Here is a 25,768-nt window from a genome sequence, read left to right on the forward strand (position 1 = left end):
CCATGAGGACCACTGACAGCGGCCGCCGCAGACGCCTCGGTGCGGTTGCGGCGGCCGCACTTCTCCTGGCAGGAACCGCCAGCACCGGCCCCGTCAGCGCCGGCAGCACCACAGCTTCAGCAGAAGCTGCCCCGGCACCGAGCGCGGTCATTCCGGCCTCCCCGGCACCGGCTTCTCCCGCGCCGACCGCCTCGGTACCGCCCGGAAGCCCCGCCGTCCCTTCCACACCCGCAGGCATCCAGGCCCTGCCGGAGTCGCCGCCGGAGACCTTACGCATCCCCTCAATCGGGGCATCGTCGAAGCTGATCCGTCTGGGCCTGGATGACCAGGGCGCCTTGGAGGTGCCCGAGGGCAGACCCGGTTCGCCCGCGGGCTGGTACGAACTCTCCCCCACGCCGGGAGAACCCGGACCTGCTGTCCTTCTGGGACACGTCAATGCCGAGGGCGGCGGACCCGGGATCTTCGCCGACCTGCGCCGCCTCGCTGCCGGCGAGCGGATCGAGGTTTCCCGTGAGGATGGAAGCACCGCGGTGTTCACGGTGCTTCGTGGCGAGCAGTATCCCAAGGACGAATTTCCGACGCAGAAGGTATACGGAAACACTGCAGGACCGGAACTCCGGCTGATCACCTGCGACGGCTACGACCAGAAAACGGGCCGCTTTGACGACAACTACGTGGTCTACGCGGAGCTCGTTCCACCCGGCGGACCGTAATCCGCCACCGGCCGGACCGGTTGACGCAGCACGGTCCGCAGCTTCTCCGGAACCACCCGCCGCGGATCGCTGAGGTACACCTCGTGATGGTCGCCGTTGAACGTCAGGCGGCGCTCCGGCATCCAGATCGAGTGCAGGCGGTCCAGGACCGGACCCTCGGCATCGTAGGGGCCGACGAAGAGGATCTGCGCCACCAGCCCCTCCGTGAGCGTCAACAGCCGGATCCCTTCCAGCCACGGAACCTTCTTCTTGGCACCTACGGAAGCAACAGCCGCCTCCACCATCTCCGCAGTGATCCATTCCGGCTGGGCAATCAGCAGAGTCCAGTCCCACGCGCTTTTTTCGCGGCGGACAAAGGACCCGGGATCTTCGGCCCGCCACAGCCCCTCCAGCGGGCCGACCGTGAAGTCCGCGTCCAGTTCATCCTTGGAGGAAAACTTCACCGAATACGCCACCGGGTAGAGACACTCGATGGCCTCGGTGTACTCGGCGGATGTATTGGGGTCGCCGTGCCCGTCAACGGCGAGGTAGTGCATGATCGGCACATCCACCAGCGTGAAGTCGCCGCCCCGGGGCGCATACAGTTCCGGATAGGACCGTTTCAGGTCGAACTTTTCCATGTGCTGACCACCTTTCGGCCGGCCTTTCAGCGTAGGCGCCCATCGACGGCTGCGGGGAGGTCCGTGCCCGCCCGACGGCCCCTGGGCAGACAAAAAGCTCCCCGGACAAAACAAACGGCGGCCCCCGAAACCCGGGGACCGCCGTCGTCGTTCTGCTGAGCTAGGACCTACAGTCCTTCGATGGCCGCCTTGGCCTTCGGATCCGAATCATCGAGGAACTTGCGGATCCGTTCCACTTCCTCGGTTTCCCCGATGGCCGCCGCCGCCCGGCCCAGCGCGTACAGCGACCGCAGGAACCCGCGGTTCGGAACGTGCGACCAGGGCACGGGTCCAATGCCGCGCCAGCCGGCGCGGCGCAGGGAGTCCAGTCCGCGGTGGTACCCCACGCGGGCGTAGGCGTAGGACTCGACATTCTGCCCCTCTTCGAACGCCTCATCGGCCAGCGCGGCCCACACCTGGGATGAGGTGGGGAACTGGGCTGCGAGGTCCACGGGTTCGTCACCGGCTTCCAGGCGCGCGACGACGTCGGGCTCCTCCGGGAGGTACGTGGCGTCCGGGCCGAGGAGGTTGGTGCGGAATTCATCTGACATTAGAGTGCCTTGCCTGCCGATCCTAGATTCGATGCAGCTTCGACCACGCGGGCGGCCATGCCCTTTTCGGCGGAGGCGCCCCAGACCCGCGGATCGTACTGCTTCTTGTTGCCGACTTCGCCGTCCACCTTCAGCACGCCGTCGTAGTTGCGCAGCATGTGGTCCGCAACCGGACGGGTGTAGGCGTACTGCGTGTCGGTGTCGATGTTCATTTTAACGACGCCGTAGGACACGGCGTCGGCGATTTCCTGGGCGGAGGAACCCGAGCCGCCGTGGAAGACCAGGTCGAACGGGCGGTCCTTGCCGATGGAGCTGCCCACCTCGTCCTGGATTTCCTTGAGGATTTCCGGGCGCAGCTTCACGCCGCCCGGCTTGTACACGCCGTGCACGTTGCCGAAGGTGAGCGCGGTGATGTAGCGGCCCTTGCTGCCGTCGCCGAGGGCCTCGATGGTGGCCATGCCGTCCGCCACCGTGGTGTAGAGCTTGTCGTTGATGGCGTTCTCCACGCCGTCCTCTTCACCGCCCACGGTGCCGATTTCGACCTCGAGGATGATCTTGGCGGCCGCGGTGCGGGCCAGCAGTTCCTGGGCGATGCGCAGGTTGTCCTCAAGGGTTTCCGCCGAACCGTCCCACATGTGCGAGTTGAAGATCGGGTCTTCTCCGCGCTTCACTGCGGCTTCGGAAGCGGCCAGCAGCGGCAGGACAAAGTCGTCGAGCTTGTCCTTGGGGCAGTGGTCGGTATGCAGCGCAATGTTCACGTTGTAGCTCTTGGCCACTTCCTTGGCGTAGGCCGCGAACGCGAGGGAGCCCGTGACCATGTTCTTCACGGTGGCGCCGGACCAGTACGCCGCACCGCCGGTGGATACCTGCACAATGCCGTCCGAGCCAGCTTCGGCGAAGCCCGCCAGGGCTGCGTTCAGCGTCTGCGACGAGGTGACGTTGACTGCCGGATACGCGAAGCCCCCTGCCTTGGCTCGGTCGATCATCTCGGCATAAATCTCCGGGGTTGCAATAGGCATGCTGACTCCAAGGTCGATACGGCAGGGCCTTCAGCCCTCGTTGGCTCCTTACATCCTAGCCACAAGTGCCCCCGCGGCAGCAGGTGGTTCCGCTCGATTACGACGGCGGCTTCCGGGAGACGGTTCTCAGTTCACCTTCTGGCCGAACACGTGCCGGCGGATCCAGCCGTGCATTGCAATGGCAGCAGCGGAACCGGCGTTGATGGACCGGGTGGATCCGAACTGGGCAATGGACAGGGTGGCGTCGGCGGCGGCATGGATCTCCGGGCTCAGGCCGGGGCCCTCCTGCCCGAAGACCAGCACGCAGTTTTCCGGCAGCTCATAGGTTTCCAGCGGGACCGAATCGGGAAAGTTGTCGATCCCGATGATGTGCAGGCCCTCGCCGCGCGCCCACTCCACGAAATCCTCCACTGTCGGGTGGTTGCGGATGTGCTGGTAGCGGTCCGTGACCATGGCACCGCGGCGGTTCCACCGGCGTCGTCCGATGATGTGGACTTCCTTCGCCATGAAGGCATTGGCGGTGCGCACCACGGTGCCGATGTTGAAATCGTGCTGCCAGTTCTCGATCGCCACGTGGAACGGGTGCCGCTTGGTGTCCAGGTCCGCCACGATCGCGTCGTGTTTCCAATAGCGGTATTCGTCCACCACGTTCCGGGCGTCCCCGTTCGCCAGCAGCTCCGGATCCCAGTGGTCCCCCTCCGGCAGCGGCCCCTCCCAGGGGCCCACCCCTACCTGGTGCAACGGCGCGGCGGCTTCATCGGTGCTGTCATTACGGAGTTCTGAGGGGCTGTCTATCACCCTTCCAGCCTAAGGTGAAAGACTGGCAGCGCCCGCTTCGGGGCTCCGTGGCCCGGGTCCGGGCCGCGGAGGACACCGACCGCCGGGGCAGCAAAGTACGCGAGAAATGGGAGACCGTGGGCGAAAACGAGAACATTGAATGCTGGCTGACGGACATGGACGGGGTACTGGTCCACGAAAACCACCCCATCCCCGGGGCCGCGGAGCTCATTGACCGCTGGGTCGCCACGTCCAAGCGGTTCCTGGTGCTGACCAACAACTCCATTTACACCCCGCGCGATCTCGCCGCACGGCTGCGCGCCTCCGGGCTGGAAGTGCCGGAGGAGAACCTGTGGACCTCCGCACTGGCCACTGCGGAGTTCCTCAAGGACCAGGTGAAGAACGCCGGGACCCCGGGCCGCTGCTTCGTGGTGGGTGAAGCGGGCCTGACGACGGCGCTGCACGAGGCCGGCATGATCCTCACCGACACGAATCCGGACTATGTGGTGCTGGGCGAGACCCGCACCTATTCCTTCGGCACCATCACCAAGGCCATCCGGCTCATTCTCGGCGGCGCCCGGTTCATTGCCACCAACCCGGACGTCACCGGCCCCTCGCAGGAGGGGGTGCTTCCGGCCACCGGCGCCATCGCCGCGCTGATCACGGCGGCCACCAAGATGGAGCCCTACATTGTGGGCAAGCCCAACCCCATGATGTTCCGGTCCGCCATGCGCAAGATCGACGCGCACTCCGAAACCACGGCCATGATCGGCGACCGGATGGACACCGACATCGTGGCCGGGATCGAGGCGGGGCTGCATACCGTGCTGGTGCTCAGCGGCATCACCCAGCGCGAAGACATCAACCGGTATCCGTTCCGACCCACGCAGATCATGAACTCGGTGGCTGACCTGATCAATACGATCTAAGCCGGCCGGGCCGGTACGGCTATTCGAGGCCGAGTTCGTCCTTGCCGAATGCGAACAGGTAAGGGACGCCGGCCTCGGCTTCGATGCGTTCCTTGGCGCCCGTGTTCCGGTCGACGATCACGGCCACGGCCACCACGTTGCCGCCGGCGTTGCGCACGCCTTCGACGGCGGCCAGCGCGGATCCGCCGGTAGTGGAGGTGTCCTCCAGGACCACCACGTTGCGCCCGGCGACGTCGGGGCCTTCCACCTGCCGGCCCATGCCGTAGGACTTCTGCGCCTTGCGCACAACGAAGGCGTCCACCGCGCGGCCCGTACGGGTGGCCGCGTGCATGACTGCAGTACCCACCGGATCCGCGCCCATGGTCAGGCCGCCCGCGTTGGTGAACGCGATGCCCGCCTGATCCAGCAGGTCCAGCATCACATCGCCCACCAGTACGGAGGCTTCGTGCTGCAGCGTGACCCGGCGCAGGTCAATGTAGTAGTCCGCCTCGGCGCCGGAGGAAAGCACCACCTTGCCGCGCACCACCGCCAATTCCATGATCAGTTCAAGCAGCCGGGCACGGGACGGGGCAATCGCGGGCGATGTCATGGCTCAATCCTAGCGACGGACCCCGGCTCATTCGTGTTCCGGTCCCTTTTGCGACGCGGTCCGTATCGGGCCGGCTGCGCCGGATGTCCGCCGGCTCAGGTCTTGCGGCGGCGGAAGCCGCCGAACCAGGTAAGGAGCGTGTCCGCAGCCGGAGGATCCGGATGTTTGGCCAGGACACGTAGGTTGTGCGCCGCGTCCTGCTGGCCGGCGTCGGCTGCCTGAGTGAACCAGAAGCGGGCGCCGGGCACGTCCGGCGGATCCAGGCGGTCTGCCAACAGGATTCCGAGATGGAGCATTGCGTCCGCGCTTCCGGCCTCGGCGGCCTGGGTGAGACAGGAACGTGCGCCGGGCACGTCCGGCGGATCCAGCCGGTTCAGCAGCAGCAGTCCAAGGTTGTATGCCGCGCTGAGATGGCCGGCTTCGGCCGCCCTGGCGTACCAGGTCCGTGCGGAATCCGGGTCCCGTGGTTCCAGCCGCTCCGCGAGCAGGACCCCGAGGTTGTACATCGCATCCACGTGCCCTGCCTCGGCGGCACGGGTGAATTGTTCGAGGGCCGCCGCCGGATCCGGCGGATCCAGCCGGTCCGCCAGCAGTACCCCGAGGTTGTACATCGCATCCACATGGCCTGCCTCGGCAGCCCGTGTGTACCAGGTACGCGCGGCTTCCAGGTCCAGTGATTCCGGCTCTTCGGAGAACCGGACCCCGAGGCTGAACATCGCATACGGATTTCCTGCCTTGGCCGCCCTGGTATTCCACAGGGCCGCCTCCTCCGCCTCCGAAGGATCCAGGCGGTGCGCCAGCAGGAAGCCGAGACGGACCATGGCGTCCGTATGGCCGGCGTCCGCAGCGCGGGTGAGCCAGAAGCGTGCCGCTGCGAGATCGGGCGGATCCACCCGGTCCGCCATCAGTTCCCCGAGGTTGGCCATGGCACTGACATGCCCGGCACCGGCTGCCCGCAGATACCAGGTGACGGCCGCATCCAGATCCGGCGGATCGCTCAGGTCCGCGTGGAAGACTCCGAGGTTGTTCATGGCCTCGAGGCTCCCCGGACTGTTGCCCGAGCCGGCCGCCCGCAGATACCAGGACCGGGCCGCGTCCGCTTCCGAAGGATCGAGCCGTTCCAGCAGCAGGTTTCCCAGGTTGGTCATCGCTTCGACGTGGCCGGCCTCGGCGGCGCGGGTGTACCAGGCACGCGCCGCGTCCACGTCCGGCGGGTCCAGCCGGTTGAGCAGCAGATGCGCCAGGTTGAACTGTGAGTGGATGTCACCGGAAGCGGCGGCGCGGGCGTACCAGGCACGCGCTCCGTCCACGTCCGGGGGATCCAGCTGCTCCGACAGCAGGAACCCGAGGCGGACCATCGCCCGAATGTTGCCGGTCTCCGCGGCGCGGGCGTACCAGGCACGCGCTCCGTCCACGTCCGGGGGATCCAGCTGTTCCAACAACAGTGTGCCGAGGTTGGTCATGGCTTCCACGTCGCCGGCTTCGGCAGCGGCCGTAAACCAGCGGCGGGCTCCGTCCACGTCCGGCGGGTCCATCCCCTCGGCCAACAGGATCGCGAGGTTGTTCATGGCATGGGTGTGGCCGTCGTCGGCGGCCCGTGTAAACCAGGTCCGCGCCGCCTCCGGATCCGGCGGCTCCACCCGCTGTATCAGCAGGTTTCCGAGGGTATTCATGGCCTGCACATGTCCGCTGTTTCCCGCACGCGCGAACCAGATGCGGGCAGCGTCCAGGTCCGGCGGATCCAGCTGGGTAGCCAGCAGGGTTCCGAGGTTGTACATGGCGTTTGTGTGGCCGGCGTTGCCTGCTTGAGCGAACCAGATGCGGGCCGCTTCCAGGTTCGGCGGATCCTGTTCCTGGGCGAACAGGATTCCGAGGCTATTCATGGCTTCGGCATTGCCGGCGTTGGCCGCTTCGACTAGCCGCTGATACCCGGCCCGGGCTTCGCCGTGGTCCGGTGCGCCCCCGCCTGGATTGCTGTCCATCCGTGCCCCTCCCCCGTCACGATGGGTATCAGGGAACCATGATGGCGGCGAGTGAACCAAATCACTACCGGGCAGGCCGTCCAACTCGGGCGGCCTTTTCCCGGACGCTGCGGGCGACACGGATATAGGCTGAGGTCCATGCGGAAACTACAAGAGGAAATCATTGCCGAACTGGGAGTTCAGCCCACTATTGATGCGGTCGCGGAAATCCGCCGCCGGGTGGACTTCCTCAAGGACTATCTGCACGCCTCGCATGCCAAGGGTTACGTCCTGGGCATCAGCGGCGGTGTGGACTCGACGCTCGCCGGCAAGCTTGCCCAGCTGGCCGTAGACGAGTTGAAGGCAGAAGGAACGGAAGCCCAGTTCATCGCCCTGCGCCTGCCGTATCGGGTCCAGCATGACGAAGCCGACGCCCAGGCTGCCCTGGACTTCATCGCCCCGGACAAGTCCCTGGTCTACAACGTGGGCCCGGCCGTGGACGGCTTCGAGGACGAGTATGTGAAGATGACCGGCGAGAAAATCACCGACTTCAACAAGGGCAACATCAAGGCCCGGGTCCGGATGACCGCCCAGTATGCCGTTGCCGGCCAGCACAACCTGCTGGTGATCGGCACCGACCACGGTGCGGAATCCGTCACGGGGTTCTTCACCAAGTTCGGCGACGGCGGCGCGGACCTGCTGCCCCTTTCCGGCCTGGACAAACGCCAGAACCGTGCCCTGCTGGCCGAACTGGGCGCCCCCGAAACACTCATCGCCAAGGCCCCCACCGCAGATCTGCTGGATGACAAGCCCGGCCAGACCGATGAAACGGAGCTGGGCCTGAGCTACGACACCATAGACGGCTACCTGGAAGGCGGGGACACCGCCGCCGAAGACGCCGAAAAGATCGAGGCACGCTTTGTCATGACCCGGCACAAGCGCACCGTGCCCGTCACCGTTGCCGACACGTGGTGGAAGTAGTCCCGGCGCCCTGATCCGTTCCACACGCCGCGGGCGGCCCCTCCGGCCGCCCGCAGCGACGCGTGGCGCGGGGCGCAGTGTGGAGGTCGACGGGATTCGGTAACGTAGCAGTGTGAAGATAGCTACCTGGAACGTGAACTCCATCCGCGCCCGCGCCGACCGTATTGAGGCCTGGCTGCAGCGCTCCGACGTCGACGTCCTGGCCATCCAGGAAACCAAGGCGAAAGACGACAATTTCCCCTGGGAACTGTTCGAAAAGAACGGCTACGAGGTGGCGCACTTCGGGCTGAGCCAGTGGAACGGCGTGGCAATTGCCTCCCGCGTGGGGCTCGACGACGTCGAGCGCACTTTCCCGGACCAGCCGAAGTTCGGCAAGACCGAAGAGACCACCGTCGCCGAAGCCCGCGCCATCGGCGCAACCTGCGGCGGCGTGCGGGTATGGAGCCTCTACGTACCCAACGGCCGGGCCGTGGATGATCCGCACATGCCGTACAAGCTGCAGTGGCTGAAAACCCTCAAGGACCACGCCGCGGAATGGATCACCGAGAACCCGTCCCTGGAACTGGCGCTGATGGGTGACTGGAACATCGCCCCGCAGGATGACGACGTGTGGGACATCGACTGGTTCCGCGCCCAGAACGCCACGCACATCACCGAGCCGGAGCGGCAGGCCTTCGCCGAGTTCCTCGATGCCGGGTTTGCCGACGTCGTCCGCCCGTTCAATCCCGGACCCGGTGTCTACACCTACTGGGACTACACCCAGCTGCGGTTCCCCAAGCGGCAGGGCATGCGCATCGACTTTGTCCTGGGCTCCCCCGCCCTGGCCAAGCGCGTTACCGGCGCCGTGATTGACCGGGAAGAGCGCAAGGGCAAGGGCGCTTCAGACCACGCCCCCGTGATTGTGGAACTGGACTAGCCATGGCGCGGCATCCGTCGCTGTACCGCACTTTTCCGTTTGTCTCCTATCTGCGCGTCTACGAGCCGTTGGACGCCTTTGACGACAGCCAGCAGCTGGCCATCATGGAGCAGCGTGCCCGCGGACGCCACGAGACCGAGGTCCTTGAACGCACCGACGCTGTCCGCCGGCTGGTGCGGGTAGTGTCCGACCCGTTCCCGCACAACGCGACGGACCTGGTCCGCGTCCTGCATTATCCGGCGCAGGAAGGAGTCACCAACCGGTTGTACTGCCCGAACCAGCTGGCGGTGCGCACCTCCCTGGCGGCAGAATCCCTGGGCGAGTCCATCCGGGGTCCGCTGGTGGACGTGCTGGTCCCGGAAGTGGCCCGCGAAGCACATGCGGCACGGCTGGACCCGGACTCCTTTGCGGATTCACTGGCGAAGCTGCACACCCGCTCCGCCACCTGGGGCGTCCCCTTCGGCTGGTTTGTCCTGCTGCATGAAGAGGACCACACCGAGGTGGTGGAGGATGACGGCCATGTCCAGACCGTCCGCCTGTCGGCACCGGTGCTGCAGTGCATCGACCGGGCACGTGCGGCCTCGGCCGCCCTGGCACTGGCGGCTCCCGAACTGGATCTGCTCGATGAACTGGCCGAGCTGACCGCGTGGCTGGAGGTTTTCGATCCGGATGCCGTGCTGGAACTGGATTACGGCCCGGTGGCCGATCTGGTGTTCCCGGACGATTCCCCCTCCGATGTGCGGCTGGGCATCGAGTCGCTGGCCGACGGCGACATGACGGGCGCGGCCGCCGCGTACCGCCGCCTGGCCTCGCGCTGGATTCCGATCCGGCAGCTGGCCCGGGCCTCCTAGGTCCCCTAGCGGACCCGGTCCTCCCGGCTGAACCGCAACCGCCGCCCGGCCTCCAGGCTCAGCAGCACCGGTGTCTGGTGTCCGAGGACAGAATCCAGAGTTTCCACCAGGGCGGTGGCGTCGGCCGCGACCAGGTGCGGAGCGGCGCCCTGCCGCGGGGTGATCCGCACCCGCAGGGCGCTGCGCCCCTTCACGGAGTAGGTGCTGACGGCGGACGCCGTCACGTCCGGGTTCTCGCGGAGGGCACTGCGCAGGGCCTGTTCCGCTACGGTTCCGCTGATCGCCACCCGGCCGGGAGCACCGTCGTCGTTGTACTCCGAAATCAGCGTTCCGGTCCGGCCGCCGCCCTGCCCCGCCATCCATACACCCATCGCGATAATCCCCAGGAAGCTCAGCAGGGCCAGTGCCACCCAGATCCAGCTGCCGCTGCTGCCCGGCAGTGCCGTGGCCGAGAGGGCAGCGCCGACGCCCTCTCCGGCGTCTGCGGCGAACCCGTTCCACGTCCGCGCGGCCGCAGGCCAGGCGGAAACAAGCACCAGCCCGGCGCCGAGGCCCATCAGCACCAGCCCGAGCAGGCCGAGCAGGACGCGGTTCAGTGCCCGCGGTGTGGCATTCACTGTCCGATCACCCCCGTTTCAGCAACCCGCACCCGGACTGCGGGCTGCGGATCCAGTTTGGTCAGCGTCAGCTCGTCCTCCACTGCGGCCCGGACGGCCTCTGCATCCACGGGAGTACCCGATGTCGGGCGGATCTGCACCTCAACCGCGCTCCGGCCCACCGTGACCAGCACCTGCTGCGGTGTGACGCCGGCCCGCGTCCGGGCGCACCGGGCCAGCGACGCTGCAAGCACTTCGCCGTCCACAACGACGGCGGCACGCGGGTTGGGCAGCGCATAGCGGGCCCGGCGTCCGGGAAGCACCGCGGGCAGGAAAAAGACCAGCCCCGCAAGGAAAATCAGGGCGCCGGACAGTCCGAGGACCAGCGGGTCCGATCCTGCGGGAAGGTCCGTCAGCCACCGCCACAGGGCCCCCGGGTCGGTCAGCCATGCCTCCTGGCCCAGCGCCTGGAGCACCGATTCGAGCAGGACGTACGCAAAGAAGAGGATGCCGAGCACCGCAGCCACAGCCGCCGCGGCGGTGCGGGCGGAATGGGTTTCGCGCCGGAGGATTCTGGCGGTTACGTCGTGGTCCGCCTGCTTCACTGCACCCGCCTGCCCTCGGCCTGCAGGGCGCCGGTGATGCGGATATCCACGCGGGACAGGCTGGAGCCGGTGAGCTCGGCAACCCGTTGCAACAGGACAGGCTTTGCGGCGTGGGCCCGTTCCCAGACTGTGCCGCCGGCGATGTGCAGCATGGCCGGGGTGAGTGACTGCAGCGGCGGCAGGGCGATAGGCAGGGATACGGAGAGCGCAAGCAGTCCCCGGTCATCGGTCCACTGCACGCGCACCTGCTGGGCCGGGACGCCGAAGTATTCGGAGGCAACGGCTTTGGCAGTACTGGTCAGCGCCTGGGTGCTGATCCGGTTGTGCCCGGCCAGGGGCGCACCGGCCTCCGCCAGCGGCATGGTCATTCCGGCGCTGCTCACGAAGAGGAGCGGCGGCCGGTCAGCGCATCGGTGACGCTGCGGAAGTCGATCTTGCCCTCGGCAGCGCGGCCCAGCAGCGCTCCAACTCCAATGAACAGGGCGGTCAGCAGAAAGCCCCAAAAGTCGAATATCAATGCGGCGAAAGCCAGTACGGCCCCGATGCCCATTCCCACCACTGTTGGTTTCATTTCCCCTGCCTCATTCCCTGCCCCATAACGTGCGCGTCCATGCGAGGAACCTGTCTTGAAGCCTATACCGCTTTGGCCCCGCCAGCCGGTGCGGTGCCGGCCGGCTCGGTGGGAAGGTGCACGTCGGTGATTTCCACGTTGACTTCGACGACGCTGAGGCCAACCAGTTCCTCCACTGCACCGTAGACGGCGGCACGGACATTGTTCGCGACCACGGTCAGGGCGTTGCCGTAGGCAGCCACCAGGCTGACATCAACGGCCACTTCGCGTTCGCCGACCTCTACGTGCACGCCGGAAGTTGCGTTGGTTCCGCCGACGGCGTCTCGCACCGCTCCGAGCGCCCGGCCCGGAGTGCTGCCCAGGGTGAAGACGCCGGGAACGGCCCGGGCGGCAATGGCGGCCACCTTCGCCACCGCCTGCTCGCTGATGGAGGTACGACCGCCGACGGCAGCCGGGACGTCTGTGCCTGCCACGGCATGTGCGGGAGCTGCCGGCACCGGAGTTGCCGGCGCGGGCGCGGCTGGTGCAGCTGTGACGGGAGCGTTCACTGGTGTGTTCCGGGGCTCATCCATGGGATCAGCGTATCCCGGGAGCCGGACGTTTTGCAGGGCGGCGCCGGCCGACGCCGTGGGCTGGACGGCCGGGAAGGGCACGGCAGGGACCAGGCGAAGCTGTCCGGGCAAAAGAAAAACCCCGTCCTGTCTCCTGCGAGACAGCTACGGGGTTTTAGCTGGTGGCTCCGACCGGCGTCGATCCGGTGACCTTTCGATTTTCAGTCGAACGCTCTACCAACTGAGCTACAGAGCCTGGCATCATCAACCGATGATCACCGAGATCTTCCAAATCGCTTCAGAAAATCTGAGCGACCCTGACGGGACTTGAACCCGCGACCTCCGCCGTGACAGGGCGGCGCGCTAACCAGCTGCGCTACAGGGCCTTGCTTTTCACGAGTGTCAACTCTACCAGACTTTCGCCGGCCGATTTACCACTCCTGAGTACCCCCAACGGGATTCGAACCCGTGCCGCCGCCGTGAAAGGGCGGTGTCCTAGGCCGCTAGACGATGGGGGCCAACAGAACACACGTGGGTTGAAGCGGCTGGTGAACCAGTCGTTTCGCTCCGTTGTGGACTCTAAAACTATAGGGCTTATTTCCGGAATATCCAAAACGGTTCCGATGAGGGCTGCGCCACTACAGTGGAGGGGTGCCAATCGAGATGAATCCGGACGAGTTCGAGGCCTGTGTGGAAGCAGCCCTCGACTCCATCCCCGCGGACCTGTCCCGCGCCATGAATAACGTGGCGGTCTTTATCGAGGACGAGTACGTTCCGGGCCCGCACGAGGATCCGGACACCGAACTGCTGGGCGTCTACGAAGGAACCCCGCTGACGGAGCGTGATTCCTGGTGGGATGCCGGTTCCCTGCCGGACCGGATTGTGGTGTTCCGCGGCCCGCTCCTGCGGATGTGTGAGAGCCGGGAGGAAGTGGTGGACGAGGTCCGTATTACCGTCATCCATGAGGTGGCCCATCACTTCGGCATCGATGACGAGCGGCTGCACGAACTGGGCTGGGGCTAGCCTTTAAGCATGAGTGAACATCACGGGCACAGCCACGGGCTGGGTGCAGTCACCGCCACCGGGAAGCACCGGCGGCGGCTCCTGATCGTTTTCCTCATCACCCTCTCGGTGGTCCTGGTCCAGACTGCCGGCGCCCTGCTTTCGGGATCGCTGGCACTGCTTGCCGACGCCGGCCACATGCTTTCCGACGCGGCAGGGGTCTCCATTGCGCTCGTGGCCTCCTGGATTGCCGCCCGGCCGGCCACCACGCGCCGGACCTACGGCTATCAGCGGGCCGAGGTCCTGGCCGCCCTGGCCAACGCCGTGCTCCTGATCGTGATTGCCGTGGTGATCTTCGTCGAGGCGGTCCGCAGGCTGGGCGGTGAACCCGACGTCGACACCGGACTGATGCTGCCGTTCGCCGTCGTGGGCGGCCTGGCGAACCTCATCTCCCTGCTGGTGCTGCATGCCGGACGCAAGGAATCCCTGAATGTGCGCGGCGCATACCTGGAAGTGCTGGGGGACCTGCTGGGCTCGGCCGCGGTGGTGGTTTCCGCCGTCGTCATCATGACCACCGGCTACCAGCAGGCCGATACCTGGGCTTCGATCCTGATTGCCCTGATGATCGCCCCGCGCGCCTGGTCGCTGCTGCGGGAAGTGATCGACGTGCTGCTGGAGGCCACCCCGCAGGGCGTGGACGTAGGCATGATCCGCGACCACATTGTCTCCGTGGACGGGGTGTCGGACGCGCACGACATCCACATCTGGACCATCACCTCCGGGGTTCCGGTGTTCTCGGCGCACGTGGTGCTGGAGGAGGAACACCTCACTCCTGACGGCCTGGACCGGGTATTGGACCGGCTGACCCGCTGCCTGAGCAGCCACTTCGACACGGAACACTGCACGTTCCAGCTGGAGCCGGCCAGCCACGCCGTGCACGAAGGCCAGCAGCACGCCTGAGCCGCCGCCGGTTACTCGGCGATCATGGGTCCGAAGTTCGGCCGGTCCAGCAGGCGGGGATCATCATGGTCCGGCACGACCATCAGCGGCCCCTTCGCATGGTGCAGCACGCTCTGGCTGGTGGAACCCATCAGCATGCCGGCGAAGCCCCCGCGGCCGCGGGTCCCCAGCACCAGGAGTTCAACCTTCGCGGTGCGTTCGATCAGGATCTCCCCCGGCGCACCGTCCACCAGTTCCACGGACATTTCCAGCCCGGGGAAGTGGCTCTGCAGCCAGTCCCGGCCGGCGTCGAGCTGTTCGCGCAGTTCCGCGTGCAGCGCCGCCAGGTCCAAGGGGGCCGGCACCCAGGCCAGGGAACCGGTGAAGGGAGGCAGGGCGCACAGGATGCGCAGCGGCAGGCCCATGCTCTGCGCCTGTTCGGCCGCGACCAGCGATGCGGCGCGGCCCTGTTCGGAGCCGTCCACGCCAACGACGACGGCGCGGTGCACCGCGTCCGGGTCCGGCGAGTTTGCCGGGGGCCGCACTCCCGAGTCGGGAAGCCGTCCGGCGGTCCGCAGCGGCACCACGACCGTGGGGCATTTCGCGTGCGCGGGGAGGGCACTGGAGACGGAGCCCAGCAGGCGCCCGACAAAGCCGCCGCGGCCGCGCGAGCCCACCACCATGAGGTCGGCATCTTCAGACAGTTCCAGCAGCACTGCTGCCGCATCTCCGGTCTCCACGCGGGGAATCACTTCAATGCCGTAGTGGCTGATCCGCTCCACTGCCTCGTCCAGCACCTGCTGGGCGCCGTCCCGGATCATGGCGTCATCCACCGTGGTGTAGCCGGCGTCCATCGAGGAAGCGGCGAAGATAGGCACCGTGTACGCCGTCACCACGTGCAGCGGGCACTGCCGCCGCCGCGCTTCGCGCGCAGCCCAGAACAGGGCACAGATGCTTTGGTCGGATCCGTCCACTCCAGCGACGATGCCCGCAGGCCCGTCCGCGCTGTCAGCACTCCAGGTCGAATCAGTCATATGCCGTCCCTTCCGGTTCCTCGCCGGCGAACACCTTCCGGCTGTCCTTGGCAGTAGCGTACCGCGCGTGGCACCCGGCTACGCTACCGCGGCAGGGCCGGCGGCTATATGGTTCCGCCTTGAAGCCTGTGGGGAGGTTCCCAGACCGTCGGAAGGACCACCTGCGTGAATTCCAGTGCGCACATCGGTTCCCTTGGGCATGGAGAGAGCCAACACGAGGAAAAAGCGACGGAGCTGACCGGCGCCGTCGTCATCGGCTGCGGGCTCAGCGGATTGGCCGTGGCCGCCGAACTGAGCCGGCAGGGCGTGGACTCCATAGTGGTCCACGGACCGGCGCCGGCCGCGGCCACCATCAGGGAAGCAGCAGCCGAACCGGAGGTACTCCCGGAACGGGCGGAGCTGCTGCGCGTACTGCACGCCTATGTTGCCAGCCACCGGCTGGACGTCCGGGAGGATTCCGCGGCCCAGGAGATGACTCCGGCCGCTCCGGCCGGCCTGCTGCCTTCCCCCGCGGCCGGTTCCGGCAAATGGGCAATCCGTACCGGCCGGGAACTGCTGCTGGCCGACTACGTGGTGCTTACCAGTTGCTCCAGATCGGACCTGCGCCGGCTCTCCCGCGCCCTGGGTGTGGGCACGGGGCCCGAAGCTGCGGCCGCGCTGCGGAGCGTCGGCGTGTATCTCGTGGGTGTCGGCGGAAACCTGCTGCCATCCCTCCACGGGCTGGTGCGGCAGGCCAAGGAAGCCGGAGAAGCCATTGCGGATGCCGGAGTTCCTGCCCCGCAGTGCCCTCTCCGGGCGTAGGCGTCAGTCCTCGCGCAGCCGCCTGCGGACGATCAGCGCAATCAGCACTGCCACTGCAACCAACACAACGGCTGCCGGAACAATCACCGGCCACGGGGAACCGCCGTCGTCGGACCGGTTCAGCACCGGGCTTTGCGTGGTGTCCGGCATGGGTGCGGCAGTGGACGGGGCAGCCTGTTCAGCCGTACTGCCGGACACGGTAAAGGCAAAGTCGCCTTCGATCGGATGGGCATCGGAGGACACCACCCGCCACTGGACCGTATAGCTGCCGGCCGGGGCTCCCGACCGGAGCTGCTGGGTGGCCGTGTTATCCAGGATCCGCACCTGGCCCTCGGCCCAGTCGATTCCTTCCTCATCCAGGATGCGTACCTGGGAGCCGATGGCCGCAGGCACATTGGAGAAGGTGAGCTCCACGGTCTCCGGAGCCGCATCCAGCACCGCACCGTCGGCAGGGGTGCTGCCGGTCAGCTCGTCATGGGCGGCGGCAGGCGGGGCCCAGACCAGCAGCCCGGCACAGACCGCCAGCAGGAATGCCGCCGCGGCGAGGCCCGGTGCGGCGAGGTTATGGCGCACGAATTTCATCACTGTTTCAGCCTAGCCGCCACGGGTCCGGGGCACCGACCCGCCGCCGCGATAAGATCTAAGTGCAGGATTTCCCTCACCATCCCCGTACGTCACTTCAGAGGACGCGTCATGCTCAAACAGGGTTCAAAGCTGGACCGCTACTTCGAGATCACCAAGCGTGGCTCCTCCATATCGACCGAAGTCCGCGGCGGCCTGGCCACATTCTTCGCCATGAGCTACATCGTGGTCCTTAACCCGCTGATTCTCGGCGGCGAGGACTCCATGGGCAACACCATGCCCGGTCCGGCAATTGCCGCAGGCACCGCCCTCGTGGCGGGCATCCTGACGCTCATCATGGGCATCTGGGCCAAGCACCCGTTTGCGATCGCCACCGGTCTGGGTGTCAACGCCTTCGTGGCCGTCACCGTGGCCGCAAACGAGGGCCTGACCTGGCCGGACGTCATGGGCCTGGTCGTGATCGCCGGCCTGGCAATGGTGATCCTGGTCCTCACCGGATTCCGGACGGCAGTGTTCCGGGCGGTACCGCCCAGCTTGAAAACCGCCATCGTGGTCGGCATTGGTTTGTTCGTAGCCCTGGTTGGCCTGGTCAATGCGGGCTTTGTCCGGCGCAACCCGGATGCAGCGGGCACCACCGTTCCGCTGAGCCTGGGCAACGGCGGACAACTGCTGGGCTGGCCAACGCTGGTGTTCGTCTTCGGCCTGCTGCTGACCATTGTGCTGATGTCCCGCAAGGTCCGCGGCGCCATCCTCATCGGCATCGTCGCCTCCACCATCTTCGCCGTCATTATCGAATGGCTGGCGGAGCCGGGCAGCCAGGGCGCCGGCGTGGCGACGGGCTGGTCGCTGGTAACCCCGAGCATGCCGCAGTGGGGTGCCCCGGACCTCTCCCTGATCGGTGACGTCAGCCTTGTGGGCGCCTTCCAGACCCTGGGCGGAGTGGCCGCGTCGCTGCTGGTCTTCGTGATCCTGCTCAGCATCTTCTTCGATGCCATGGGCACCATGGTCGGCCTGGCCACCGAGGCCGGGAGCATCGACAAGGACGGCAATATCCCGCGGGTGGAGCGCGTCCTCCTGGTCGACGCCGCGGGCGCGGTGGCCGGCGGCGGCGCCGGTGTCTCCTCCAACCAGATTTTCGTGGAGTCCGGCGCGGGCATCGGCGAGGGCGCGCGGACCGGGCTGGCCTCGGTGGTGACCGGACTGTTGTTCATCGTGGCCATGTTCCTGACGCCGCTGATCTACCTCGTGCCATTCGAGGCCGTGGCTCCCGCCCTGGTGGTGGTGGGCTACCTGATGGTCTCCCAGGTGGGCAAGATCGACTGGACCGACATCGGCCTGGCCCTGCCGTCCTTCCTGACCTTCACGCTGATGCCGTTCACCTACTCGATCGCCGACGGGCTGGGCGCCGGGTTCATCTCCTACACCGTCATCCGCGTGTTCCAGGGACGGGGCCGTGAAGTCCACCCCCTGATGTACGTAGTGGCCGCAGCCTTCGCACTGTTCTTCGGCATCGGGCCCATTCGGGAGATCATCGGCATCTAGGCAGGATTGGCCGCCGGGTCATGCAGCGGGCGGACCCCCGCGGCGAAGCTGCGTACTTTCTCGTCGTTCCACAGGTGGGCCGGGACCCCGCCTCCCAGCAGCGCGCGGGGCAGGGACGGATCCTGGGCGAAGGGAGCGTCACTGCCGGCCAGGATGATGTTGCCGTAGCGGCGGCCCTTCAGCATGGCCGGATCCGCAATCGCCGCCGTGTAGTCGAAAGCGGCGCAGATGGTTGCCGCCTCGGCACGGGCACCCCGCAGGTCCGGAGTGTCGCCGCAGTTGACCACGTAAACGCCGCCCGGAGCCAGCACCCGGGCCACCTGCGCGGTGAATTCCGCCGTCGTCAGCGGAACGGGGGTCTTCGCGCCGGAAAAGACGTCCCGGATGACCAGGTCGCGGCTGTCCTCGTGCAGGGTTTCCGTGACGGCGCGTGCCTCCCCCACCCGCAGCCGCAGCAGGGGCGCCCGGGGCAGGTCGAACCAGCCGCGGACAAGCTCGGCGAGCCGGCCGTCCAGTTCCACGGCCACCTGGCGGGCGCCGGGATAGACGGCCGCGAGATAACGGGCCAGCGAGCACGCTGCGGCGCCCAGGTGCAGGGCGCGCAGTGACGCGTCCGGACGCCAGCGAGATTCCACCAGGGCGGCGATCCAGCGCATGTATTCAAAGTCCAGATGGCGCGGATCGGCGAGGTCGATGTGCGAGCTGTGCACCCCGTTGATCATCAGGATCCAGCCGTCGGGGTTGAACGAGTCCGGAACCAGTTCGCAGGTTCCCGTATCAATGGAATAGGTGCCGGCCACCGGGCCGGTGCCGGCAACGGCTTCCACCGGGTCCTTGCCGGGACGCTTGCGCCCCATCAGCGCCTCACCATCCGGATTTCCAGCATGCCGGTGCCGGCCCAGACCTGCGGCAGCTCCTTGGACGTCCCGTCGGCAACGAATCCGTTCCGGCGGTAGAACGCCTGGGCGCGGGCATTGTCCTCCAGCACCCAGACGTACGCAGGTTCCGTGTCCACGGCGTGCTCCAGCAGTGCCTGGCCTACTCCTTTTCCGTAGGCTTCGGCCAGGATGTAGATGGACCAGAGTTCCAACGGCACGTCCACGTCCCTGTCCCTTGCCGGACCGGCGGAAGCAAAACCCAGGAGCCGTCCGTCATCCGAGTGGGCCAGCCAGTTCCGGATGACCGGATCGGCTGCCTGTTCGGCCAGGGCAGCCCGCCGGTGTTCGACGGCGGCGAGGCGGTCCGTTTCCCGGCGGCGGAACACGTCCTCGCCCAGCACATGGGCGTAACTTTCCCGCCAGGCCTGCAGGTGGACGGACACGAAGTCCTCGGCGTCGCCGGGGGAAGCGCGCCGGATGTTAAAGCTCATGCCTCCAGCTTAAGTCGGCGCCGGCTGCGCCCCCGACCGTCACAGCACCAGCGCAAGCGCAAACCCGTCCCACCCTTTGCTCCCCACTGTCTGGAGCGCGGTGGCGTCCAGCCGCGGATGCGAGCCCAGCAGGTCCACGGCGGCACGTGTGCCCTGCACCGCCTCGTCCCCCTCGGGGTCCAGGACGCTGCCTCCGCGGACCACGTTGTCCACCACAACCACGCTGCCCGGCCGTGACAGTTTCACCGCCCACTCGAGGTAGGCGGGATTGTTGACCTTGTCCGCATCGATGAAGAACAGGTCAAACGGGCCGGCCAGGGTCGGCAGTGTGTCCAGGGCCGCACCTACCCGGATGCTGACGCGGTCCAGCACCCCGGCCGAGGCCAGATTGGCTTGGGCAACCTCCGCATGGCGGGGCTCGTATTCACAGGTAACCAGCTCGCCGCCGTCGGGCAGTGCCCGGGCCAGCCATGCCGTACTGAACCCGCCCAGCGTGCCGATCTCCAGGATGCGCCGGGCCCCAAGGATGCGGGCCAGCAGCATCAGGAACTTTCCCTGGGCGGCGGACACCTCGATGGGCGGCAGCCCAGCCGCTCCGGTGGCGGCAACTATGGCCTTCAGCTGGTCATCCGGATGCACCAGCCGGCTGCTGAGGTAGTCCTCTACGTGCTCCCACTGCGACATCTCCTGCTCCCGTTCCGCCGGTGCGTCCGGCCACCGTCCGCCTAGGCGTGCCCGCTGTCCTCGTCCGGTCCGCCAAGTGCCCGTTCCAGCCGTTCCACCTTGCCGGTCAGTTCGCCGGTGTGTCCGGGACGGATGTCCGCCTTGAGCACCAGCGACACGCGGCTGCCGTACTGGCCGACCGCTTCCGTGGCCCGGCGGATGACATCCATTACTTCGTCCCACTCCCCCTCGAGGGTGGTGAACATGGAGTCGGTGGAATTCGGTAGGCCGGATTCCCGGACGATCCGCACCGCGGCGGCCACGGCGTCGTGCACCGAAGCATCACCGGAGGGTCCGCCGGCGGGGCCGGTACCGGAGGGGGCTACTGAGAAGGCGACAAGCATCTGCCCAGTGTGCCACCGAGGGCACGAAAAGGCCCGCGCACATTGCAGGGCAACGTGCGCGGGCCCGGACGGTGGACAGCGGGAAGGAAACCCCTAGACTGCCGTGTCCCGGCTGGCCCCCGCGGCGGCCACGTCGGAGAACTTCTCGTTCAGGCGGGAATGCCGCTGGCCGTAGGCGAAGTACAGCAGGAAGCCGATGAGCAGCCACCCCGCGAAGTAGATCCAGGTCTCCACGGCCAGGTTGGTCATCAGGTACAGGCACAGTACGGCCGAGAGGACGGGGATCACCGGGCCGAAGGGCACCCGGAAGGCCGGGCGCAGGTCCGGACGCTTCTTCCGCAGCACCAGGATGCCAAGGCTGACCACCACGAACGCGGAGAGCGTACCGATGTTGATCATTTCCTCGAGGACATCCACCCGCGTGAACCCTGCCACCACGGCAACCAGGACGCCGAGGATAATCTGCAGACGGGCCGGCGTGGCGTGCTTGTCGCTGGTCCGGGAGAGGGAGCGCGGCAGCAGGCCGTCGCGGGACATCGCCAGGACCACGCGGGCCAGGCCCATCAGCAGCACCATGATCACGGTGGTTAGGCCGATCAGGGAACCGACGGCAATGACGGAGGCCGCGCCGGTGTTTCCCACCAGAGCGAAGGCCGTTGCGAGGTTGGGGTCTTCCGCCTCGGCCAGGGCGGTGTAGGGGACCATGCCGGTCAGGGCCAGGGAGACGCCGATGTACAGCAGGGTGACTACTGCCAGTCCGGCGAAGATGCCCCGCGGAAGGGTCTTGCCCGGGTCCTTGACCTCTTCGGCGGAGGTGGCCACCACGTCGAAGCCGATGAACGCGAAGAAAACGATGGCGGCGCCGGCAAAGACACCGAACAGTCCGTACTGTGCGGGGGCGGCCCCGGTCAGGAAGGAGAACAGGGACTGCTTGAGTACCCCGGAGCTTCCATCGGTGGCGGTGGAGACCGGATCCGGAATAAACGGCGTGTAGTTCTCGGCCTTGACGTAGAAGAAGCCGGCAATGATCACGAAGAGCACCACGCCCACCTTGATGATGGTGAAGACGTTGCCCACCCGCGCCGAGAGCTTCGTACCCATGACCAGCAGGAAGGTAAAGACGGCCACGATCAGGAACGGGCCCCAGGTCAGCGACAGCACGCCCAGTTCCAGCGTTGCCGGTATGTCCCAGCCGATCAGCCCGAAGACCTCGCTGAGGTAGATGCCCCAGTATTTGGCAATCACCGCTGCTGCGGTGAACAGCTCCAGGATGAGGTTCCAGCCGATGATCCAGGCCACCAGCTCGCCCATCGTGGCGTAGGTGAAGACGTAGGCCGAGCCTGCCACGGGGATGGCGGTGGCGAACTCGGCGTAACACATGATGGCCAGCGCGCAGGTGATCGCTGCCAGCACGAACGACAGGGTGACGGCCGGGCCGGAGAACTGCCCCGCAGCCCGGGCGCCGACCGAGAAGATACCGGCGCCGACGGCTACCGCGACGCCCATGATCATGAGGTCCCAGGTGGTGAGCGACCGCTTCAGCCGGCGGCCGGGCTCATCGGCATCTGCCAGGGAGCTCTCGATGGGTTTGGTACGGAAGAGACTCACGTGGTTCCTCGCCTTGTCTGAAGGAAAATCTAACCGATTAATCGTAGGCACGGCGTTATGCGGGTTTTATTTTAGTCTCACATGCTGAGACAACGGAGTCCACGAAGCGCCGGTCGGCGAAGCGGCACAGGGGAGCTGGCTGGCAAGTGCCGCACCCTTTTGGGAGGATGGATATGACGTACGCCACTCGGCTTCCCCGGGCGGCGGACCCGAGTTTCATCCCGGCAACGAACGGATCGCAGCTATGGCCCGCGGAATCTATGTAAGCGCCATGACGCCCGGATCCGGCAAATCCCTGATCAGTCTGGGACTGGCGGACATGCTGGGCAGGCACGCAGACCGGGTCGGCTTCTTCCGGCCCATCGTGGAGGGCGACGATCCGTCGCAGGATCCCATGGTGGAGCTGATGCAGCGCCGCTTCGATCTTGGCCCCGCCACCTGCCGCGGCGGCCTGACCAGGGCGCAGCTGCGCGCGCTGCTGGTGGCCGGAGAGCGGGGCGAGGTGGATGCCCGCTGCCTGGCCGTCTACAGCGAGATCGCAGCGAACTGCGACGTCGTCATTGTCGAGGGCACCGATCTGTCCGGGCACGACGTCGCCCTGGAGTTCGATCTCAACGCCCGGCTGGCCAATGACCTGGGCACCGTGGTGCTCGCCGTCGTCAACGCCCAGGAAGCCACCGCGGCGGAGACGGCCGACGCGGTGGACGTGGCCCGGCGCCAACTGGCCGACGCTAAGTGCGACCTGCTGGCCGTGATGGTCAACCGTGCCGCCCCGTCCGACGTCGAGGCCGTCACCGCGGCCATTCGGCCCGGCCACAGCGGACGCCCGGTGTACGTCCTCCCCGAGCAGAGCGAAATCTCCCAGCCCTCGATTGCCGAAGTGCAGACCGCCCTGCAGGCCCGCCAGGTGGCCGGCAGCTCCACCCTTGAACGCGACGTTTCGGCGGTCAAGGTTGCCGCTATGACGGTGGCGAACTTCATCCCGCAGCTCTCGGACGGAACGCTGGTGATCGTCCCGGCGGACCGCGCGGACGTGATGGTCGCCACCCTGGCCTCCTCCTTCTCCTCGGACTTCCCCGTGGCCAGCGGCATGATCCTCACCGGCGGCATCGAGGTGGAACCCGCCATCCTGGAACTGCTTGCCTCGGCACCCTTTCCCGTGTTCGCCGTCGAAACGGACACCTATACGGCAGCGCGCCGGGTCAGCCGGGTGCGCGGCGAGATTTCCAGCGGCAACCGCCGGAAGGTCGCCGCAGCCCTGGGCACGTGGTCCCGGCATGTGGACGAGGCCGAGATGCTTGAGCGCCTTGCCCTTCCGCGCCCCGCCACCACCACTCCCCTACGGTTCCTCAACGAGCTGATCGTGCGCGCCCGCGCCAGCCGGCAGCGGATCGTGCTGCCGGAAGGACTGGACCTGCGGATACTGCAGGCGGCGGAGATCCTCAGCCGGCGGGATGTGTGTTCCCTGACGGTGCTGGGCCCGGAGAGCCAGATCCGGGAACTGGCAGCAAGCGAGGGCATTGACCTTTCCAATATCAACCTCATCAACCCGGCAACCAGCGCCCTTCGCGAGGAGTTCGCCCGGGAATACGCCGCGCTCCGCAGGCACAAGGGGGTATCCCTGGAGGACGCCCACGAGCGTATGCTCCACGGGGCATATTTCGGCACCATGATGGTGCAGCTGGGCAGGGTGGACGGCATGGTCTCCGGGGCAGCCCACACCACCGCCAACACCATCCGGCCCGCATTGGAGTTCATCCGGACCCGGGAGGGCGTCAAGATCGTCTCCTCGGTCTTCCTGATGCTGCTGGAGGACCGCGTGCTTGTCTACGGCGACTGCGCAGTGAACCCGGACCCGGACTCCGAGCAGCTGGCGGACATCGCGCTGGCGTCCGCCGCTACTGCCGAACAGTTCGGAGTCACGCCCCGGGTGGCCATGCTTTCCTACTCCACCGGATCCTCCGGGACCGGCGGCTCCGTAGAACGCGTGCGGAAGGCCACCGAGCTGGTCCGCCTCGCCCGCCCGGACCTCCCGGTGGAAGGGCCCATCCAGTACGACGCCGCGGTGGATGCCTCCGTGGCTGCGTCCAAGGCTCCCGGCTCCTCCGTGGCGGGCCAGGCCACGGTGTTCATCTTCCCGGACCTGAACACCGGCAACAACACCTACAAGGCCGTGCAGCAGTCCGCCGGCGCCGTGGCCGTGGGCCCGATCCTGCAGGGCCTGCGCAAACCCGTCAACGACCTCAGCCGCGGCTGCACCGTGGAAGACATCGTGAACACCGTGGCCATCACCGCGGTGCAGGCACAGGAGGATTAAATGCTTGTTCTGGTCATCAATTCGGGTTCCTCTTCGCTGAAGTACCAGGTCCGCGAGACCGATACCCAGGAGCTGCTGGCGAAGGGGATCATTGACCGGATCGGCGATGTGGTCCCCGACCATGCCGCGGCGCTGGAAGAACTCAGCAGCCGCCTGCGGGATGAACTGGACGGACGTTCAGTGGACGCTGTCGGGCACCGGGTGGTGCACGGCGGCGAGCGCTTCAGCGAGCCCGTACTGGTCAACAATGAGATTGTCCGTTCGATTGAACGGCTCAGTCCGCTGGCCCCGCTGCACAACCCGGCGAGCGCCATGGGTATCCGTGCGGTGCACGACAAATGGCCGAAGATTCCGCAGGTTGCCGTGTTCGACACTGCCTTCCACCGCACCCTGCCCGAACACGCCTGGCGCTATGCGCTGCCTGACAGCCTGTACCGGCGTCACGGCATCCGCCGCTACGGCTTCCACGGCACCAGCTACGCCTACGTTGCCCCCGAGGCTGCGCGCTTCCTGGGCATCGAGCCCGGGGAGTTCAACGCCGTTATCGCGCACCTGGGCAACGGCGCCTCCGTGGCCGCCATCCGGGAGGGCCGGAGCATCGACACGTCGATGGGGTTCACGCCCCTAGAGGGCCTGGTGATGGGCACCCGCAGCGGAGACGTTGATCCCTCGATCCTCATTTTCCTGGCCCGGCAGGGCTACGACGCCGATGCCCTCGACGACCTGCTGAACCGGGAGTCGGGGCTCCGGGCACTGGCCGGCGAGTCGGATATGCGCAGCATCGAGGAAGCGGCAGACAACGGCAATGAGCAGGCTCGGCTGGCCCTGACCGTGGCCGCCTACCGGCTGGCCAAGTACATCGGCGCCTACCATGTGGCCGTGGGCGGTGCCCAGGCAGTGGTCTTCACCGCTGGCATCGGCGAAAACGGGTGGAAGTTCCGCCAGTTGGTGGTGGACCAACTGGGTCCGCTTGGAATCCGGCTCGACCCCGAGGCCAACCTGGCGCCCGGCAAGCAGGCCCGCCGGATCAGTTCCGCGGATTCGGCCATTCCCGTACTGGTGGTGCCCACCGACGAGGAAGAGGCCATCGCGGAGGCGACGGCCGCCGTCGTCGCGGGAAACAAGGAGGCCGCCTCGTCCCGCTAACCCCGGTTCCCTACCCGGGTACCGGCAAAAAGACGAAACCCCGAGACAGCAGGACACCCGCGTTGGTACGGTTGCATACCCGGTTAAGCAGT

29 protein-coding genes and 3 tRNA genes are annotated in these 25,768 nt (G+C 67.1%); 11 read left to right on the top strand and 21 right to left on the bottom strand.

Going from position 1 to position 25,768, the window contains the following annotated elements; translation table 11 throughout:
- The first annotated feature begins 2 nt into the window (after positions 1–2).
- Complete coding sequence (locus AC5RT8_RS08260; RefSeq protein ID WP_494095239.1) at positions 3–713, top strand: class F sortase; 711 nt, start codon at positions 3–5, stop codon at positions 711–713.
- Here AC5RT8_RS08260 and AC5RT8_RS08265 read toward each other — a convergent pair.
- The 4 genes from AC5RT8_RS08265 to AC5RT8_RS08280 form a co-directional block, all read right to left on the bottom strand.
- Complete coding sequence (locus tag AC5RT8_RS08265) at positions 680–1,333, bottom strand: GyrI-like domain-containing protein (protein WP_494095240.1); 654 nt, start codon at positions 1,331–1,333, stop codon at positions 680–682. The genes AC5RT8_RS08260 and AC5RT8_RS08265 overlap by 34 nt on opposite strands.
- 167 nt (positions 1,334–1,500) lie before the next feature.
- Positions 1,501–1,923: a DUF3151 domain-containing protein gene (locus tag AC5RT8_RS08270; protein ID WP_494095241.1), complete on the bottom strand. Its 423-nt coding sequence runs from the start codon at positions 1,921–1,923 to the stop codon at positions 1,501–1,503.
- Positions 1,923–2,942, bottom strand: a complete 1,020-nt coding sequence (fbaA, locus tag AC5RT8_RS08275) for a class II fructose-bisphosphate aldolase (RefSeq protein ID WP_494095242.1) — start codon at positions 2,940–2,942, stop codon at positions 1,923–1,925. The genes AC5RT8_RS08270 and fbaA overlap by 1 nt, the downstream gene beginning before the upstream one ends.
- Before the next feature lie 126 nt (positions 2,943–3,068).
- Positions 3,069–3,737, bottom strand: a complete 669-nt coding sequence (locus AC5RT8_RS08280; protein WP_494095833.1) for a TrmH family RNA methyltransferase — start codon at positions 3,735–3,737, stop codon at positions 3,069–3,071.
- A 158-nt stretch (positions 3,738–3,895) separates the two neighbouring features.
- Between AC5RT8_RS08280 and AC5RT8_RS08285 the strand changes: the two genes are divergently transcribed.
- The gene (locus AC5RT8_RS08285; RefSeq protein ID WP_494095834.1) at positions 3,896–4,648 is read left to right on the top strand and encodes an HAD-IIA family hydrolase; all 753 of its coding nucleotides are present in this window, start codon (positions 3,896–3,898) and stop codon (positions 4,646–4,648) included.
- A 19-nt stretch (positions 4,649–4,667) separates the two neighbouring features.
- Here AC5RT8_RS08285 and pyrE read toward each other — a convergent pair whose 3' ends face one another.
- Complete coding sequence (pyrE, locus tag AC5RT8_RS08290; protein WP_494095243.1) at positions 4,668–5,237, bottom strand: orotate phosphoribosyltransferase; 570 nt, start codon at positions 5,235–5,237, stop codon at positions 4,668–4,670.
- 95 nt (positions 5,238–5,332) lie between these two features.
- Positions 5,333–7,219 (bottom strand): tetratricopeptide repeat protein, encoded by a 1,887-nt coding sequence (locus tag AC5RT8_RS08295; RefSeq protein ID WP_494095244.1) that lies wholly within the window; start codon positions 7,217–7,219, stop codon positions 5,333–5,335.
- 138 nt (positions 7,220–7,357) lie between these two features.
- On the opposite strand from AC5RT8_RS08295, the gene nadE reads away from it, so the two are divergent.
- The 3 genes from nadE to AC5RT8_RS08310 all read left to right on the top strand — a co-directional run bounded on the left by nadE (position 7,358) and on the right by AC5RT8_RS08310 (position 9,946).
- On the top strand, positions 7,358–8,179 hold the full coding sequence (gene nadE, locus AC5RT8_RS08300; protein WP_494095245.1) for an NAD(+) synthase: 822 nt from the start codon (positions 7,358–7,360) through the stop codon (positions 8,177–8,179).
- A 112-nt stretch (positions 8,180–8,291) separates the two neighbouring features.
- Positions 8,292–9,095: an exodeoxyribonuclease III gene (locus tag AC5RT8_RS08305; RefSeq protein WP_494095246.1), complete on the top strand. Its 804-nt coding sequence runs from the start codon at positions 8,292–8,294 to the stop codon at positions 9,093–9,095.
- Positions 9,096–9,097: 2 nt separating this feature from the next.
- On the top strand, positions 9,098–9,946 hold the full coding sequence (locus tag AC5RT8_RS08310; RefSeq protein ID WP_494095247.1) for a DUF8083 family protein: 849 nt from the start codon (positions 9,098–9,100) through the stop codon (positions 9,944–9,946).
- A 5-nt stretch (positions 9,947–9,951) separates the two neighbouring features.
- On the opposite strand, the gene AC5RT8_RS08315 is transcribed toward AC5RT8_RS08310, so the two are convergent.
- The 8 genes from AC5RT8_RS08315 to AC5RT8_RS08350 form a co-directional block, all read right to left on the bottom strand.
- Entirely contained in the window at positions 9,952–10,563 is a 612-nt protein-coding gene (locus tag AC5RT8_RS08315; protein ID WP_494095248.1) for a hypothetical protein, read from the bottom strand.
- Positions 10,560–11,147 (bottom strand): DUF6286 domain-containing protein, encoded by a 588-nt coding sequence (locus tag AC5RT8_RS08320; RefSeq protein ID WP_494095249.1) that lies wholly within the window; start codon positions 11,145–11,147, stop codon positions 10,560–10,562. Before AC5RT8_RS08320 ends, AC5RT8_RS08315 begins: the two co-directional genes overlap by 4 nt.
- The gene (locus tag AC5RT8_RS08325) at positions 11,144–11,509 is read right to left on the bottom strand and encodes a hypothetical protein (RefSeq protein WP_494095835.1); all 366 of its coding nucleotides are present in this window, start codon (positions 11,507–11,509) and stop codon (positions 11,144–11,146) included. Before AC5RT8_RS08325 ends, AC5RT8_RS08320 begins: the two co-directional genes overlap by 4 nt.
- Positions 11,510–11,526: 17 nt before the next feature.
- Complete coding sequence (locus tag AC5RT8_RS08330) at positions 11,527–11,718, bottom strand: hypothetical protein (RefSeq protein WP_494095250.1); 192 nt, start codon at positions 11,716–11,718, stop codon at positions 11,527–11,529.
- A gap of 62 nt (positions 11,719–11,780) precedes the next feature.
- Complete coding sequence (locus AC5RT8_RS08335; protein ID WP_494095251.1) at positions 11,781–12,290, bottom strand: Asp23/Gls24 family envelope stress response protein; 510 nt, start codon at positions 12,288–12,290, stop codon at positions 11,781–11,783.
- Between the two features lie 159 nt (positions 12,291–12,449).
- Positions 12,450–12,525: transfer RNA gene (locus AC5RT8_RS08340), tRNA-Phe, on the bottom strand.
- Between the two features lie 56 nt (positions 12,526–12,581).
- Positions 12,582–12,655: transfer RNA gene (locus AC5RT8_RS08345), tRNA-Asp, on the bottom strand.
- Between the two features lie 59 nt (positions 12,656–12,714).
- A tRNA-Glu gene (locus AC5RT8_RS08350) sits at positions 12,715–12,787 on the bottom strand.
- Positions 12,788–12,932: 145 nt separating this feature from the next.
- On the opposite strand from AC5RT8_RS08350, the gene AC5RT8_RS08355 reads away from it, so the two are divergent.
- Positions 12,933–13,292, top strand: a complete 360-nt coding sequence (locus AC5RT8_RS08355) for a metallopeptidase family protein (RefSeq protein ID WP_494095836.1) — start codon at positions 12,933–12,935, stop codon at positions 13,290–13,292.
- A gap of 9 nt (positions 13,293–13,301) precedes the next feature.
- Positions 13,302–14,231 (top strand): cation diffusion facilitator family transporter, encoded by a 930-nt coding sequence (locus AC5RT8_RS08360; RefSeq protein ID WP_494095252.1) that lies wholly within the window; start codon positions 13,302–13,304, stop codon positions 14,229–14,231.
- 11 nt (positions 14,232–14,242) lie between these two features.
- Here AC5RT8_RS08360 and AC5RT8_RS08365 read toward each other — a convergent pair whose 3' ends face one another.
- A complete protein-coding gene (locus AC5RT8_RS08365; protein ID WP_494095253.1) occupies positions 14,243–15,244 on the bottom strand; it encodes a universal stress protein in 1,002 nt (333 codons plus the stop codon).
- A 165-nt stretch (positions 15,245–15,409) separates the two neighbouring features.
- On the opposite strand from AC5RT8_RS08365, the gene AC5RT8_RS08370 reads away from it, so the two are divergent.
- Positions 15,410–16,045, top strand: a complete 636-nt coding sequence (locus AC5RT8_RS08370; RefSeq protein WP_494095254.1) for an FAD-binding protein — start codon at positions 15,410–15,412, stop codon at positions 16,043–16,045.
- Positions 16,046–16,048: 3 nt separating this feature from the next.
- Here AC5RT8_RS08370 and AC5RT8_RS08375 read toward each other — a convergent pair whose 3' ends face one another.
- Positions 16,049–16,627, bottom strand: coding sequence for a copper resistance CopC family protein (locus AC5RT8_RS08375; protein WP_494095837.1), 579 nt, complete (start codon positions 16,625–16,627; stop codon positions 16,049–16,051).
- 111 nt (positions 16,628–16,738) lie between these two features.
- Here AC5RT8_RS08375 and AC5RT8_RS08380 point away from each other — a divergent pair, with 111 nt between their 5' ends.
- Positions 16,739–18,169: an NCS2 family permease gene (locus AC5RT8_RS08380; RefSeq protein WP_494095255.1), complete on the top strand. Its 1,431-nt coding sequence runs from the start codon at positions 16,739–16,741 to the stop codon at positions 18,167–18,169.
- On the opposite strand, the gene AC5RT8_RS08385 is transcribed toward AC5RT8_RS08380, so the two are convergent.
- From AC5RT8_RS08385 to AC5RT8_RS08405, 5 genes are all read right to left on the bottom strand, one after another.
- Complete coding sequence (locus AC5RT8_RS08385; protein ID WP_494095256.1) at positions 18,166–19,026, bottom strand: spermidine synthase; 861 nt, start codon at positions 19,024–19,026, stop codon at positions 18,166–18,168. The genes AC5RT8_RS08380 and AC5RT8_RS08385 overlap by 4 nt on opposite strands.
- The gene (locus tag AC5RT8_RS08390; RefSeq protein ID WP_494095257.1) at positions 19,026–19,538 is read right to left on the bottom strand and encodes a GNAT family N-acetyltransferase; all 513 of its coding nucleotides are present in this window, start codon (positions 19,536–19,538) and stop codon (positions 19,026–19,028) included. Before AC5RT8_RS08390 ends, AC5RT8_RS08385 begins: the two co-directional genes overlap by 1 nt.
- Before the next feature lie 39 nt (positions 19,539–19,577).
- Positions 19,578–20,222 carry an O-methyltransferase gene (locus AC5RT8_RS08395; RefSeq protein WP_494095258.1) on the bottom strand — a complete coding sequence of 215 codons (645 nt, stop codon included), beginning with the start codon at positions 20,220–20,222 and terminating at the stop codon, positions 19,578–19,580.
- A 41-nt stretch (positions 20,223–20,263) separates the two neighbouring features.
- A complete protein-coding gene (locus tag AC5RT8_RS08400) occupies positions 20,264–20,605 on the bottom strand; it encodes a thiamine-binding protein (protein ID WP_494095259.1) in 342 nt (113 codons plus the stop codon).
- A gap of 93 nt (positions 20,606–20,698) precedes the next feature.
- Positions 20,699–22,213: an amino acid permease gene (locus tag AC5RT8_RS08405; RefSeq protein ID WP_494095260.1), complete on the bottom strand. Its 1,515-nt coding sequence runs from the start codon at positions 22,211–22,213 to the stop codon at positions 20,699–20,701.
- A gap of 244 nt (positions 22,214–22,457) precedes the next feature.
- Between AC5RT8_RS08405 and pta the strand changes: the two genes are divergently transcribed.
- A complete protein-coding gene (gene pta, locus AC5RT8_RS08410) occupies positions 22,458–24,530 on the top strand; it encodes a phosphate acetyltransferase (protein ID WP_494095261.1) in 2,073 nt (690 codons plus the stop codon).
- Positions 24,531–25,676: an acetate/propionate family kinase gene (locus tag AC5RT8_RS08415; protein ID WP_494095262.1), complete on the top strand. Its 1,146-nt coding sequence runs from the start codon at positions 24,531–24,533 to the stop codon at positions 25,674–25,676.
- The last annotated feature ends 92 nt before the right edge of the window (positions 25,677–25,768 follow it).

It is taken from the genome of Arthrobacter sp. Ms25 (assembly GCF_059090365.1).

Excerpts from the sequence above, each read along its gene's own strand:
- AC5RT8_RS08310 (WP_494095247.1), top strand. The coding sequence starts at position 9,098 with ATGGCGCGGCATCCGTCGCTGTACCGCACTTTTCCGTTTGTCTCCTAT.
- AC5RT8_RS08360 (WP_494095252.1), top strand. The coding sequence starts at position 13,302 with ATGAGTGAACATCACGGGCACAGCCACGGGCTGGGTGCAGTCACCGCC.
- AC5RT8_RS08415 (WP_494095262.1), top strand. The coding sequence starts at position 24,531 with ATGCTTGTTCTGGTCATCAATTCGGGTTCCTCTTCGCTGAAGTACCAG.
- AC5RT8_RS08330 (WP_494095250.1), bottom strand. The coding sequence starts at position 11,718 with ATGAAACCAACAGTGGTGGGAATGGGCATCGGGGCCGTACTGGCTTTC.
- AC5RT8_RS08395 (WP_494095258.1), bottom strand. The coding sequence starts at position 20,222 with ATGTCGCAGTGGGAGCACGTAGAGGACTACCTCAGCAGCCGGCTGGTG.
- AC5RT8_RS08365 (WP_494095253.1), bottom strand. The coding sequence starts at position 15,244 with ATGACTGATTCGACCTGGAGTGCTGACAGCGCGGACGGGCCTGCGGGC.
- pta (WP_494095261.1), top strand. The coding sequence starts at position 22,458 with ATGGCCCGCGGAATCTATGTAAGCGCCATGACGCCCGGATCCGGCAAA.
- AC5RT8_RS08285 (WP_494095834.1), top strand. The coding sequence starts at position 3,896 with ATGGACGGGGTACTGGTCCACGAAAACCACCCCATCCCCGGGGCCGCG.
- AC5RT8_RS08380 (WP_494095255.1), top strand. The coding sequence starts at position 16,739 with ATGCTCAAACAGGGTTCAAAGCTGGACCGCTACTTCGAGATCACCAAG.
- AC5RT8_RS08335 (WP_494095251.1), bottom strand. The coding sequence starts at position 12,290 with ATGGATGAGCCCCGGAACACACCAGTGAACGCTCCCGTCACAGCTGCA.
- AC5RT8_RS08260 (WP_494095239.1), top strand. The coding sequence starts at position 3 with ATGAGGACCACTGACAGCGGCCGCCGCAGACGCCTCGGTGCGGTTGCG.
- AC5RT8_RS08270 (WP_494095241.1), bottom strand. The coding sequence starts at position 1,923 with ATGTCAGATGAATTCCGCACCAACCTCCTCGGCCCGGACGCCACGTAC.
- AC5RT8_RS08295 (WP_494095244.1), bottom strand. The coding sequence starts at position 7,219 with ATGGACAGCAATCCAGGCGGGGGCGCACCGGACCACGGCGAAGCCCGG.
- nadE (WP_494095245.1), top strand. The coding sequence starts at position 7,358 with ATGCGGAAACTACAAGAGGAAATCATTGCCGAACTGGGAGTTCAGCCC.
- AC5RT8_RS08265 (WP_494095240.1), bottom strand. The coding sequence starts at position 1,333 with ATGGAAAAGTTCGACCTGAAACGGTCCTATCCGGAACTGTATGCGCCC.
- AC5RT8_RS08390 (WP_494095257.1), bottom strand. The coding sequence starts at position 19,538 with ATGAGCTTTAACATCCGGCGCGCTTCCCCCGGCGACGCCGAGGACTTC.
- AC5RT8_RS08355 (WP_494095836.1), top strand. The coding sequence starts at position 12,933 with ATGAATCCGGACGAGTTCGAGGCCTGTGTGGAAGCAGCCCTCGACTCC.
- AC5RT8_RS08400 (WP_494095259.1), bottom strand. The coding sequence starts at position 20,605 with ATGCTTGTCGCCTTCTCAGTAGCCCCCTCCGGTACCGGCCCCGCCGGC.
- AC5RT8_RS08385 (WP_494095256.1), bottom strand. The coding sequence starts at position 19,026 with ATGGGGCGCAAGCGTCCCGGCAAGGACCCGGTGGAAGCCGTTGCCGGC.
- pyrE (WP_494095243.1), bottom strand. The coding sequence starts at position 5,237 with ATGACATCGCCCGCGATTGCCCCGTCCCGTGCCCGGCTGCTTGAACTG.
- AC5RT8_RS08325 (WP_494095835.1), bottom strand. The coding sequence starts at position 11,509 with ATGCCGCTGGCGGAGGCCGGTGCGCCCCTGGCCGGGCACAACCGGATC.
- AC5RT8_RS08375 (WP_494095837.1), bottom strand. The coding sequence starts at position 16,627 with ATGAAATTCGTGCGCCATAACCTCGCCGCACCGGGCCTCGCCGCGGCG.
- fbaA (WP_494095242.1), bottom strand. The coding sequence starts at position 2,942 with ATGCCTATTGCAACCCCGGAGATTTATGCCGAGATGATCGACCGAGCC.